Raw genomic sequence first — 12,026 nt, 5'->3', positions numbered from 1 at the left:
ACCGGTTTTAGAGCCAATCGTTCAGCATGATCCCCACGCTGACCCGCTGGATGCGATAGTTGTAGTCGATCAGACTCTCGCCGTAACCGTTGAAATACTGCACATAGCCTTTGATGGTATCGCCCATCGGAAAGCTGTAGCCCAGCTCGACCGAGGTTTTGTTGTCAGTCGTTTTCAGGTTGTTGCGCAGTTTGAGCGAAAGCGTCCGGTCGTTATCCAGTTTATAGACGGCCCAGTAATCCGCGTAGCCCAGGTAGGACTCGATGTCGGGGTTATCGTCTTCGTCCTCGTCTTCCGGGATCCGGTACCAGGGCTGAACCATGAACAGCCAGCGGTTGTAGGTGTAAGTCACGCCGCCCAGGATCCGGTTCCAGCTGCGGGATTGGGGCTCAGACTGGCCATTTGATTGATGGTTGAGGCTCAGGCTGAGGGCTTCAAGACGACCGGGGCCAACGTCCCATTGTGCCGCGTATCGCGCAAAGATTTCCGGCTGATAGTTGGTTTCGCGGAAAGGCTTGGAGGCATCCGAATTGAACAACTGCCAGAAAGAAAGCTGGGTATAACCAAACCACAAGGTGGTTTTACGGTCGAACATGCCCGTTAGTAGCGGAACCTTGAAGCTGATCTGGTACTTGGCCTCGTCATGATCCAGCTTATTGTCATAACCGGTCACGCCGGTGCGCGGACTGACAGGGGTCTGATTGGGGGAGTGCATGTAGGTGTAAGGCATGATGTACGTTGGCCGGTGGGTCACAAAACTACCGGAGAACGAAAAAAGCGCCTGTTCAGCTGCAAAATAGCGGTCGACCATCGAGTTGGCGTCTGCTGTTTTGCTTTCTTCAACCTGGCCATTGGAAGCGGGGTCGGTATCCGCGTTTTGGGTGGACTCGAAGTTCAGGTTTTCGGCGGCGTTATTGGCCTTTTCCTGCTCTGAGTCGGTGGCGCTTTCGCGTGCGTCAACGGGATTGGTAATGGCGTCATAGCAGGCCAGACGCTGAACACCGTTTTTGACCAGCGCACATTCGTCCAGTGTTACATCGGTATAGTCAGGTTCGTTGGTCGTGTTCTGGGCAAAAAGAGCGGGTGCCGCCAGCGTCAGGCCAAGCGCGGTCAGTATTCGCATGATTCAGTCCGTGTAATAGAGAAAGATCCCTGTTGCTGTTAAAGGCTTTGCCAGGTGCGGGCGATGCTGTAGGCCCAGATGCCGATTAATGTCAGGGACAACAAGCCAAATATCAGTTTGTGTTTAAAGGCTGCGCCGCCTTCAACATTGACGACCCAGCGCAGGTACATAAGCCCGATAAAGCTCATGAAGACCGCCAGGCTGGCGAGGGCAGGAACCAGTAGCCAGGCAGGGCTGATGGTGCCGTCAGTGCCGGCGATGCGGCTGAATAGCGCCATTGACCCGATCAGCAGCGCCAGGGCGCCGAACTCGGTTATGAGAAGGGGTTTTCGCCAGCGATGGGCTTTCGGGTAATGTTCGGGCATGCAAAGCTCCAGTTCAGTCTGTATACATGGTACCGATATACGAGGATCGGCGTCATGTGAATCAGTGAAATTTACCGATGTTTCATGGCGGTCTGATGATGCTGTTTTGTTTGAAGCCGTCCTGCCGCTATAATGCGGCACTATAAAATAATCACATACAGGTGAGGTGCGCACTGTGAAAATGATGAGAGTCCTGGCGACCGCGCTATTTGGTAGCGTATTGATGGCGAGTGTTGCGCAGGCGAGCGTGGAAGACGATATTAGTGCCCGGATTGAGCCTGTTGGTACCGTGTGCGTGCAGGGCGAAGATTGTGGCGATATCGCGACGGCTGCTGCCCCCTCCGCATCAGAAGGGCCACGTTCGGGTGAAGAGGTTTACACCGCAGTGTGCTCCGCATGTCATGGTTCGGGTGTAATGGGCGCGCCTAAATTCGGCGATGCCGGTTCCTGGGCGCCCCATGTTGCGAAAGGGATCGATACGCTGATTGATAATGCGATTAACGGGATTAATGCCATGCCTGCAAAAGGCGGTTGTGCAAGCTGCCCGGATGAAGAGATTGAAGCAGCGGTTCACCATATGGTCGATAACAGCAAATAAGCTGGTTGACGCTGTATCAAAACGCCAGGCACCTGCCTGGCGTTTTACGTTGTGGCGAAGCGCGCGCCATGCCGTTGGCTACAAGCCCAGATCGCCCAGCAGCGCGCTGAGTGTTGCCTTGCCTTTGCGCTGGTTGGCGGCTTCGTCCAGATCGCCCGTGCCCTCCCAGATCACATCATCCTCTGGCAGTTCATCAAGAAAACGGCTGGGAATCGTCTCGATTTTCTCGCCGTACTGTTTGCGCTGAGCGGCGAAGGTGAGCGCGAGGGTTTCCCTGGCCCGGGTAATGCCGACATACATCAGGCGCCGCTCTTCTTCGATGGCATTCTCTTCAATGCTGGAGCGGTGGGGCAGGATCTCTTCCTCAAGCCCCATTATAAAGACGTGGGGAAACTCCAGACCCTTGGATGCGTGCAAGGTCAGGAGTTGCACCTTGTCGCTGTCGTCTTCCTCTTCCCGTTGCTCCATCATGTCCCGCAGAATCAGTCGGGTGATGGCATCTTCAATACTCATTTCATCCGCGGTGCCCTTGTCGTTGTCCAGCATGCGCTGAATCGAATCGACCAGATACCAGATGTTTTCCATCCGCCGCTCCGCCTGCTTGGGCGTGCCGGCATGCTGATGCAGCCATTCTTCGTATTCGATATCGGTGAACAGCTGCTTGATCACGGGGATCGGGTCTTCCTCGAACAATCGCTGGCGAGTGCGGTCAGCCCAGTGGACGAAACGGCGCAGGCGATCGAGGCCCCGCTCACTGACGTGCTCGCCGGCTCCCATGTCACTCACCCCACGAAACAGGCCGACTCTGCGGCTGCGCGCGTAATGGCCGAGTTGCTCAAGCGTGGACGGACCGATCTCCCTTCGCGGCACATTGACCACCCGCAAAAATGCCGCGTCATCATCCGGATTGATCAGCAGACGCAGATAACTCATCGCGTCCTTGATTTCGTTGCGGGAGAAAAAGGATTGGCCGCCGGATATCCGGTAGGGAATCTGATACGCCTGTAGTTTGACCTCCAGCAACCGGGACTGGTGGTTGCCCCGGTATAGCACGGCGTAGTCGCGAAATTCCTTACCTTTCTTGAGTTTGTGATCAATGATCTCGGTGGCAATCCGTTCGGCTTCCGCGTCTTCGGAGCGGCAGCGGATAATCCGGATTTCGTCTCCCGTGGCGTGCTCGCTCCACAGCGCCTTTTCGAAAACGTGTGGATTGTTGGCGATCACAGTGTTGGCGCAACGCAGGATGCGTGACGTTGAACGGTAGTTTTGCTCCAGCTTGATGATGTTGAGGCTGGGGAAATCCTCTTTGAGCTGAACCAGATTCTCCGGTCGGGCACCACGCCAGGCATAGATGGACTGATCATCGTCGCCCACCACGGTAAAGGCGGCGCGCTCAGCGACCAGCTGTTTGACCAGCTCGTACTGGCAGATGTTGGTGTCCTGATACTCGTCCACCAGCAAGTAACGGATTTTGCGCCGCCACTTGGCCAGGACCTCGGGTTGCGTGCTGAATAACTGGACCGGTAGCAGGATCAGATCATCAAAATCCACCGCATTGTAAGCCTTCAGATACTCACAGTAGCGCTGGTAGATCAGTGCGATCCGCTGCTCTCTTTCATCGGCAGCTTTGCTTAGCGCCTGGCTGGGCGCGCGCATCGCGTTTTTCCAGCTGGAAATGGTCATCTGGATATCCGATAGCTCGTCCCCGGCATCGGCGCCGGCTTCTCGCATCATCAGATCCTGTAGCAGAGCCTTGGCATCTTCGGCATCAAAAATTGAGAAGCCCGGGTGATAGCCCAGATGCTCGTGTTCTTCCCGAATAATGTTCAGGCCGAGGTTGTGAAATGTAGAGACCGTCAGCCCGCGTGCCAGCTTGCGATCAACCAGCCGGCTGACCCGCTCCTTCATTTCGCGCGCCGCTTTGTTGGTGAACGTCAGTGCCGCAATATTGCGCCCGGGAATGCCGACCTGTTCGATAAGGTAGGCGATTTTCCGGGTGATCACGCTGGTCTTGCCACTGCCGGCGCCAGCCAGTACCAGAAGTGGGCTATCCACATAGCGGACAGCTTCGCGTTGACGGGGATTAAGTTGTGACACTAATGTTGCCTGTTCTGGACGACTGTTCTGAAAAGTACACGGGGACAATCGTCGGCGATAGAAATAGAATAGGCGTCATTCTACACCCTCAAGACCCAAGCCGTGATGGGTGGAATCCACTTCAGTACGGTTCTGCAGATTTCTCGTGCAAATGGCGGTGCATGGCAAACGTTAGTCGACTATGCTTCTTTATGCACTGCGTTAATGTAGTGACAGGAATTGACAAAAAGCTGGCAGGGATTGTTCCGGAGCAGCCTCCGGTGCCAGCAGGTAACACACCAGGGAGTTGAGCGCAGTTAATGAACGATGACCAGGATGCATGGAGTCAGACCAATATCCGGTTGCTGATTCTGATGCCGGAACTTAGCGAGTACCTGTGGCTTTGCCATTTCTTCCGGCAAAACCCTGAAATTACTGTGGACATTACCTGGTGCCCGGATCTCGCAGACTGTGAAGACCTGATCAGCAACGCCCAGTTTGATGTGGTGTTGTGGGACAGTGCCATGTTTGTGACCTCCCAGACAGTCTTCCTCCAGTACCTTTCGGTTGCAGGTGATAACCGCCCCGTGGTGGCGCTCGGTCCTGAGCCTGAAGCCTTTGGCCTTCCTCCTGCCCGGGTGAACGGCGCGGCAGATTACCTGTGCAAGGGTAACCTGGATTGCTGGAACCTTGGTCGGGCGCTGCTGTGTGCGATGTTCCGGCAGAAAGTAGGGGACCTGGTCCAGGGCCAGTTGGGCCGGGATGTTGCGCGTGGCTTTATCAATCGCGACCTGTTTTTCGATCGTCTGCAGCAGGCGTTGCTGCGAGCAGAACGCCAGGGTCAGCGCGTGGCTTTGTTGCATATCAATCTTGATGATTTCCGTTCCGTTAACGACAGCCTTGGGTATCAGGCTGGTGACCAGTTGATAATGGCGCTGGCTGAACGGCTGCGTGAGAAACTGCGACGAGTGGATTCGCTGATGCGGATCGGTGGGGATGAATTCGCCATTATTATTGAACGGGTCGAAAACTCACTGGATGTCACCCAGATTATCCGCAAACTGATTAGCGGTCTGAATGAACCGGTGGTGATTGAGGGCAAGCCGGTGGCCCTTAGTGCCAGCGTTGGTATCGCGACCTTCCCGGAAGCGGGCAATACGCCGGAAATGCTGCTACGCCAGGCCAACCGCGCGATGTTCGAGGCTAAACGGGATTCGGGCACCAGTTACAGGTTCTATAACCAGCAACTGCATCTGACGGTTGGCCGACAGCTCACACTGGAAGCCGACCTTCGCAGCGCCCTGCGGGGGCGACAACTGGAGCTGTATTACCAGCCCCGGATCGATCTGGTTACCGAGGAAGTGCGCGGGGTTGAATGCTTGCTGCGCTGGAACCATCCCGAGCGAGGTCTGGTTGGGCCGGACGACTTCATTCCGGCGGCCGAGCGCAGTGGTCTGATTGTGCCGATCGGCTACTGGGTGATAGAGCAGGCCTGCGAGCGACTTAAAGAAGCTGCCAGTCTCGGTTACCCGGGGATGGTGTTCGCCGTCAATCTGTCGTTCCGGCAGTTTCACGACCGCAAGATGACCGAGACCATCTTCCGCATTATCTACAATGCCAGTGTTGATACCAGCTTGCTGGAGCTGGAGTTGACTGAAAGCGCGATGATGCACGACCCGGAATATGCCCAGCGTTGCCTGCGCGAACTTAACCAGCTGGGGATCAGTTTTGCGCTGGATGATTTCGGCACCGGATTCTCATCCCTCAGCAATCTGCAGCACCTGCCTATATCGCTGGTTAAAATCGACAAGTCGTTTGTGCAAAAGCTGGGCGAGAGCGGTGATGCTGAACATATCATCCGGGCCATCATCAGCCTTTCACACAGTCTGCAGATGAGCGTGGTGGCTGAGGGCGTTGAGACAGCCGGTCAGCTGGAATTTCTGCGCCAGCATCATTGCGACGAGGTACAGGGATATTTTTACGCAAAGCCGATGCCCTGGAGCGACCTGGTGACCTTCCTCGAAAACCGCAATGCCATGGCGCTAACCGGACCGGATGCCCTGTAGTGTTTGGTTAACCCAACACAAGCAGTGAAATCCGTCGCCACGGCGCTATAATGCCCCGCTTTCCTATCAGCGCTTTCGCTTGTTGTACCGGGCCCTAAAACCCGCAACAATCGGAGCCGGATATGACGCATACAAAGCGAGGTGGCATGAACAGTATTTCTCAGCGTATCGCCGATGAACTGGGTGTTCGGGAGCAGCAAGTCAGCGCAACCGTGGCCATGCTCGACGAAGGGTCGACGGTGCCGTTTATCGCACGTTACCGCAAGGAAGTGACCGGGTCTCTGGACGACAGCCAGTTGCGGACACTTGAAGAGCGCTTGCGTTATCTTCGCGAGCTGGAAGACCGTCGCGCAACTATTCTCACCAGTATCGCCGAGCAGGATAAGCTGACGGACGAGTTGCGTGCTGCGATTGAGTCGGCGGACACCAAGAACCGGCTCGAAGATCTTTACCTGCCGTATAAACCCAAGCGTCGCACCAAGGCCCAGATTGCCCGTGAAGCCGGTTTGGAACCGCTTGCTGACAGCCTGTTTGATAATCCGGATCAGGATCCTGATAGCCTCGCTGCGGACTATGTCAACGCTGAGGCTGGGTTCGGCGATGCCAAGGCAGTCCTGGATGGTGCCAAGTTTATCCTGATGGAGCGATTTGCCGAGGACGCGGAATTGCTGGGTGCACTTCGCGAGTTCCTCTGGGAGCAAGGTACGCTGCGCGTTGCCGTGGTGGATGGCAAGGAAGACGAGGGTGCCAAGTTCCGTGATTACTTTGATCACAGCGAACCGTTGAAGAAAGTGCCGTCGCACCGGGCGCTGGCCATTCTGCGCGGTCGTAACGAAGGCGTGCTCAACTACAGTATCGTGGTCGACGGCGATGATGACCGCTCCCGGGTGGCCGCTGGCGAGCAGAAAATCGCCGGTCATTGGCGCATCAAGGATATGGGGCGCCCGGCGGATCGGTGGCTGGCGGAAGTGGTCCGCTGGACCTGGCGAGTCAAGCTGTCCACGCATCTGGAAACCGAGTTGATTTCACAGGTGCGGGAATCAGCGGAAGCCGAAGCGATTCAGGTATTTGCCTCCAATATCAAGGATTTGTTGCTGCTGGCACCTGCTGGCCCGCGCCCGACGCTCGGTCTTGATCCGGGGCTGCGTACCGGTGTCAAAGTCGCGATCATTGACGGCACAGGCCAGGTTACCGGGCATGGCGCCATTTTCCCTCACGCGCCGCAGAACAAATGGGACCAATCGATCGAGCAACTGGCCAGGTGGTGTAAAGAGCATGCCATTGAGCTGATCGCGATCGGCAACGGTACTGCATCACGGGAAACCGAGAAGCTGGCGGCCGAGCTGATTCGCCGTTATCCCGATCTCAATCTTGCACGCATTGTGGTCAATGAGTCCGGTGCTTCTATTTACTCGGCTTCAGAGTTTGCTTCTCGAGAGCTGCCGGACCTGGATGTGACGATCCGCGGCGCGGTATCGATCGCACGCCGTCTGCAGGACCCGTTGGCTGAGCTGGTCAAAATCGAACCGAAATCCATCGGCGTTGGTCAGTACCAACACGATGTGTCTCAGGTGCAGCTTGCTCGCAGTCTGGATGCGGTGGTTGAAGACTGTGTAAATGGCGTGGGTGTTGATATCAACACGGCGTCAGTGCCGCTATTGGCCCGGGTCGCTGGCTTGAGCCAGGTCACGGCGCAAAATATTGTCGATTACCGCAGTCAGCACGGTATTTTCCGCAACCGCAAGCAGTTACTGGATGTCGCTCGTCTGGGGGCCAAAACCTATGAGCAGGCAGCCGGCTTCCTGCGCGTTGCCAGCGGTGACAACCCGCTGGACCGCTCGTCAGTCCACCCGGAGGCGTATGGCGTGGTAGAGGCGATTGCCAAAGCCAGCAATCGGTCAGTCAGCGACGTGATTGGTGATGTGGCGTTTCTGCGGAGCCTCGATCCAAAACAGTTCGTGACCGAACAATTCGGCCTGCCAACAATTAAAGACATCATCGCCGAGCTTGAAAAACCCGGCCGCGACCCCAGACCTGAGTTTCGGTTCGCTACTTTCGAGGAAGGTGTCGAAACCCTGAAGGACCTGAAGCCCGGCATGATGCTGGAAGGGAGTGTCACTAACGTCACCAATTTCGGTGCGTTCGTGGATATCGGGGTGCATCAGGACGGTCTGGTGCATATCTCGGCACTGTCGCACCAGTTCATCAAGGATCCCCGTGAAGTGGTGAAAGCGGGTGATATCGTCAAGGTCAAAGTCATGGAAGTGGATATTCCGCGTAAGCGGATCGCACTTACCATGCGCATGGATGACCAGCCAGGCGAGGCACAATCAGGTAAGGGCGATAGAGCCGAGCGTGGTCGTTCCAGAGGCGATGCCCGTGGCAGCGGTAATAGTGGTGCCGGGCAGGGTGGCCGAAAGAATGAAGGCAAGGCCGCGCCTCAGGGCGCAATGGCCGGTGCGCTGGCACAGGCGATGGCTTCGGCACGCAAAAACGACCGCTAATTCACAGCTATTCAATACCGGCTCAGTGCGCGACTGACCGGTATTTTTGCACCCAAGGAGTCCGACCATGGGCGATTCCCGCAAAGGGTTATTCCAGCACATTTCTGCGCAGGACTGGTCCGGCTTCCGAAAGGGGCTGGAGAAAGAAGGGTTGCGGGTTGATAGTGAGGGCTTCATCGCGCAAACGCCTCACCCGCAGAGCCTGGGCTCAGCGCTGACACATTCCCGCATCACGACGGATTACTCCGAGTCGCTGCTTGAGCTGATTACGCCGGTGTGCAGCAGCACCAGCGAATTGCTTGAATCGTTGCGGGACACCCATCGCTTCGTCCAGTCGCAACTGGGTGACGAGGTTTTCTGGTCGGCCAGTATGCCCTGTCGGCTGGATGGTGATCCCAGCATCCCCATTGCCGAATATGGCACCTCGAATAGCGGGCGCCTGCGGCACGTCTATCGTCAGGGGCTGGCGGTGCGTTACGGGCGCATGATGCAAAGCATTGCCGGCGTCCACTATAACTTCTCGATGCCGGATGATTTCTGGCGTCGTTGGCAGGCGCTATTGGGCGACACCCGGTCGCTGCAGGACTTCAAATCCGACCAGTACTTCTGGCTGATTCGCAATTTCCGTCGCCGTAGCTGGCTGCTGATGCTCTTGTTTGGTGCTTCACCGGCACTGGATGCGAGCTTTGTCGATGGCATGAGTCATCATCTGGAGCGCTATTCGGACGACACCTGGGTAGGTGAAACGGCCACGTCGTTGCGGATGGGTGATCTGGGCTATCACAACAACGCCCAGTCATCGCTGGATATCTGTTTTAACGAGCTGAGCACCTTCACCAATACGCTTTACCGGGCGATCCACACACCCTGGCCGGCGTACGAAAAGCTGGGAACCCGCAACGCAGACGGGAAATTTATCCAGATCAACACCAATGTGCTGCAGATCGAGAACGAGTACTACAGCGCTGTGCGTCCCAAGCGCACGACCTGCCGGGGTGAGAAGCCGATTCAGGCACTGGAATCCCGCGGCGTTGAATACATCGAAGTGCGTTGCCTCGATCTGGACCCGTTTGAGCCTCTGGGTATCGGTGCCGAACAGGTCGATTTCCTTGATTTGTTCCTGCTGGATTGCCTGTTAAGCGACAGCACCGCAATTGGTGATGATGAATGCTCCAGGCTGGATGGCAGCTATAAGGACGTTGTCAGCAATGGTCGCAAGGACGATCTGAACATCTGTTTTGACGGCGCGATGACGCCGGTTAAAGATGCCGCGTCCACCATGCTTTCACGGCTTGAGGCTCTGGCTGTTCAGTTGGACGGTTTCAACGGAGACAGCTCAGTTTATCAGGATGCACTGGCAGCACAGCGCACGGCGCTCTCGGCAGATGGTCAGGTCAGGTCGTCGAAGGTGCTGGCCTCGATGAAAGCCAGCGGCATGGGGCATCTGGAATGGACGCTTGAACAGTCGAGGGGGCATCAGGCTGCATTGCGGGATGACCCGCTAAGTGCCGAGATGCTGGCCGAATACCGCAAGATGACAGAGGACTCATTGGCTGAGCAGCGAGAACTGGAAGCGGCGACTGACCAGAGTTTCGAGGACTATCTGAGTGCCTACCGGGCGGATTGATCACCTGTGTCTCAGCTGATACGGACCTGTCGCACAAAATCTGAACAGCTACTTGTCTAAATCGTAAGCTGCTGTTAATTTTTGTTACAGGTTCGGCTGATATAGTGAAAGCACACCGTCGGCATTTGCCGCAATTGGAATGTGTATTCACGTCATGGGAGAGCACCGGGATGGCCAGGGACATAAAGCTGGGTTGGGATGTTGAATCGCTCAACAAGGCCTATCGGCAGGGGTATATGGCGTCGGTTATGGGCATGCATCGTGAACGCTGCCCTTACCGTGGCGATGTGGTAATCGCTGCCTGGGAAGCCGGCTGGGAGGACGGTCAGGCAGCGTTGGCCAGTGAACCATCAAGGCTTGAAGGACGCATCGCCTGACGATCAAGGTGTTGATGTCTACTGTTCTGAACCGACATGACCAGCTGTTCGCTGCAGCAGTTCCCTTGTGCTTTATTTTTGGACCACAAAAGACGTAAACAGTACGCCTCTGATCTCGGCGTTGGTGTGCTCATCTGTTAAAACGCCGTTGAATGCCTCTAGCGCTTTGCTCCGAAGCGTATCTTGCCCTTGGGTTGTCGACAGCGTATCTCTACTCTCTGAGCTTAATAGCATGACCATTTCATGGCGCAGGCGCGGTTCGTGCTCCCGTACGGCTGTTTCTGCCTCCGGTGACGAGACTCTGAGAGTGAGTTCTGCCTTGACGTAACTTAGCCGGCTGCCCGATGACCCGACGTTGGTGACAAAAGCTGGCGGCATTTCCACGTATATGGATTGCACGGGTTCGGCTTCAGCCTCGGATGCCTCTTCGTCGGGTGCCTCATCTGCCCGCGCAGGAAGATTCACAGAGCCGAGCAGAACGAGACTTGAAAGAAAAAATAAACCGCGCAGAGTCATGAGCTTGCAGTTCTCCAAGATATCCTGTTTGATCGCACTTAAGGTAACCGCTCGCTATTCTGGCCACCTCCACTTGGTGACCAGAATAGCAGGCTGAAAACACAGCGCCCACCTGAAACTGAGAACGGCTGTCTTCAATGCCTCCTCAGGATGGTGAGCCGTCTTATTCGCTTTGCCCAGAGGATGCCATGCCAGCCCGACGTCTTGTCTTTCTGATGATTTTTCTGATTTGCGCCGCACTGATGTCGGTCGCCTTTTACATGGAATACGTGATGGGGCTCGAGCCTTGCCCTTTGTGCTGGCTGCAGCGCATTGCCATTTCGGTGGTCGGGATTCTGTCGTTGATTGCAGCATTGCACGGGCCGACGGGCTGGGGTGGCCGTGTGTATGGTCTGCTGCTTGCCCTGTCTTCCGCGGGTGGGGCTGCATTGGCAGGCCGTCAGCTTTGGCTTCAGAGTCTGCCTGAGGATCAGGTGCCGGCTTGTGGTCCGTCAGTGGACTATCTGCTGGATGTCATGCCGATTTTCGACGTTTTCAGGATTGCGTTGCACGGTACCGGGGATTGCGCCAAGGTTGCCTGGCGCTTTCTGGGGCTCAGCATACCCGGATGGACCGGGCTCTTTTTCGTGGCTTTGGCGCTGGTAGGCGTCGCGATTCTGTGTGGTGCCTTCAATGCCCGTCGCTCAGCCGGAGCCGCTTAATTAATCGCTTGCCCGGGCTGGTGGGCATGGGGTAAGTTCCGTAGGATAACGATAAGAACGCAGAGATTCAGGA

The 12,026-nt window shown here is 56.3% G+C and carries 10 protein-coding genes; 6 read left to right on the top strand and 4 right to left on the bottom strand.

The window, feature by feature from the left end; genetic code table 11:
- Positions 1-7 precede the first annotated feature (7 nt).
- Complete coding sequence (locus tag ACUN9X_RS00715) at positions 8-1,123, bottom strand: phospholipase A (protein ID WP_445471880.1); 1,116 nt, start codon at positions 1,121-1,123, stop codon at positions 8-10.
- Positions 1,124-1,161: 38 nt separating this feature from the next.
- A complete protein-coding gene (locus tag ACUN9X_RS00710; RefSeq protein WP_445471879.1) occupies positions 1,162-1,488 on the bottom strand; it encodes a hypothetical protein in 327 nt (108 codons plus the stop codon).
- A gap of 181 nt (positions 1,489-1,669) precedes the next feature.
- Here ACUN9X_RS00710 and ACUN9X_RS00705 point away from each other — a divergent pair, with 181 nt between their 5' ends.
- The gene (locus ACUN9X_RS00705; RefSeq protein WP_445471878.1) at positions 1,670-2,086 is read left to right on the top strand and encodes a c-type cytochrome; all 417 of its coding nucleotides are present in this window, start codon (positions 1,670-1,672) and stop codon (positions 2,084-2,086) included.
- A 78-nt stretch (positions 2,087-2,164) separates the two neighbouring features.
- Here the strand turns inward: ACUN9X_RS00705 and rep are convergent, their stop codons facing one another.
- On the bottom strand, positions 2,165-4,183 hold the full coding sequence (gene rep / locus ACUN9X_RS00700) for a DNA helicase Rep (protein ID WP_260036834.1): 2,019 nt from the start codon (positions 4,181-4,183) through the stop codon (positions 2,165-2,167).
- Positions 4,184-4,482: 299 nt separating this feature from the next.
- Here rep and ACUN9X_RS00695 point away from each other — a divergent pair, with 299 nt between their 5' ends.
- The 4 genes from ACUN9X_RS00695 to rmf all read left to right on the top strand — a co-directional run bounded on the left by ACUN9X_RS00695 (position 4,483) and on the right by rmf (position 10,736).
- Positions 4,483-6,228, top strand: coding sequence for a putative bifunctional diguanylate cyclase/phosphodiesterase (locus tag ACUN9X_RS00695; RefSeq protein ID WP_445471877.1), 1,746 nt, complete (start codon positions 4,483-4,485; stop codon positions 6,226-6,228).
- Between the two features lie 146 nt (positions 6,229-6,374).
- Positions 6,375-8,732: a Tex family protein gene (locus tag ACUN9X_RS00690; protein ID WP_445473158.1), complete on the top strand. Its 2,358-nt coding sequence runs from the start codon at positions 6,375-6,377 to the stop codon at positions 8,730-8,732.
- Positions 8,733-8,799: 67 nt separating this feature from the next.
- Positions 8,800-10,359, top strand: a complete 1,560-nt coding sequence (gene gshA, locus ACUN9X_RS00685) for a glutamate--cysteine ligase (protein ID WP_445471876.1) — start codon at positions 8,800-8,802, stop codon at positions 10,357-10,359.
- Between the two features lie 170 nt (positions 10,360-10,529).
- Positions 10,530-10,736: a ribosome modulation factor gene (gene rmf, locus ACUN9X_RS00680; RefSeq protein ID WP_260036829.1), complete on the top strand. Its 207-nt coding sequence runs from the start codon at positions 10,530-10,532 to the stop codon at positions 10,734-10,736.
- Positions 10,737-10,808: 72 nt separating this feature from the next.
- Here the strand turns inward: rmf and ACUN9X_RS00675 are convergent, their stop codons facing one another.
- Positions 10,809-11,252 carry a flagellar basal body-associated FliL family protein gene (locus tag ACUN9X_RS00675; protein ID WP_445471875.1) on the bottom strand — a complete coding sequence of 148 codons (444 nt, stop codon included), beginning with the start codon at positions 11,250-11,252 and terminating at the stop codon, positions 10,809-10,811.
- 188 nt (positions 11,253-11,440) lie between these two features.
- Here ACUN9X_RS00675 and ACUN9X_RS00670 point away from each other — a divergent pair, with 188 nt between their 5' ends.
- Positions 11,441-11,953 (top strand): disulfide bond formation protein B, encoded by a 513-nt coding sequence (locus ACUN9X_RS00670; RefSeq protein WP_445471874.1) that lies wholly within the window; start codon positions 11,441-11,443, stop codon positions 11,951-11,953.
- Positions 11,954-12,026 lie beyond the last annotated feature (73 nt).

The organism is Marinobacter sp. V032, assembly GCF_052645435.1.
The sequence above is the reverse complement of the archived record's forward strand: the minus strand, read 5'-3'. Positions and strand labels throughout refer to the sequence as shown.

Excerpts from the sequence above, each read along its gene's own strand:
- ACUN9X_RS00705 (WP_445471878.1), top strand. The coding sequence starts at position 1,670 with ATGATGAGAGTCCTGGCGACCGCGCTATTTGGTAGCGTATTGATGGCG.
- ACUN9X_RS00690 (WP_445473158.1), top strand. The coding sequence starts at position 6,375 with ATGAACAGTATTTCTCAGCGTATCGCCGATGAACTGGGTGTTCGGGAG.
- rmf (WP_260036829.1), top strand. The coding sequence starts at position 10,530 with ATGGCCAGGGACATAAAGCTGGGTTGGGATGTTGAATCGCTCAACAAG.
- ACUN9X_RS00670 (WP_445471874.1), top strand. The coding sequence starts at position 11,441 with ATGCCAGCCCGACGTCTTGTCTTTCTGATGATTTTTCTGATTTGCGCC.
- ACUN9X_RS00710 (WP_445471879.1), bottom strand. The coding sequence starts at position 1,488 with ATGCCCGAACATTACCCGAAAGCCCATCGCTGGCGAAAACCCCTTCTC.
- gshA (WP_445471876.1), top strand. The coding sequence starts at position 8,800 with ATGGGCGATTCCCGCAAAGGGTTATTCCAGCACATTTCTGCGCAGGAC.
- ACUN9X_RS00715 (WP_445471880.1), bottom strand. The coding sequence starts at position 1,123 with ATGCGAATACTGACCGCGCTTGGCCTGACGCTGGCGGCACCCGCTCTT.
- ACUN9X_RS00675 (WP_445471875.1), bottom strand. The coding sequence starts at position 11,252 with ATGACTCTGCGCGGTTTATTTTTTCTTTCAAGTCTCGTTCTGCTCGGC.
- ACUN9X_RS00695 (WP_445471877.1), top strand. The coding sequence starts at position 4,483 with ATGAACGATGACCAGGATGCATGGAGTCAGACCAATATCCGGTTGCTG.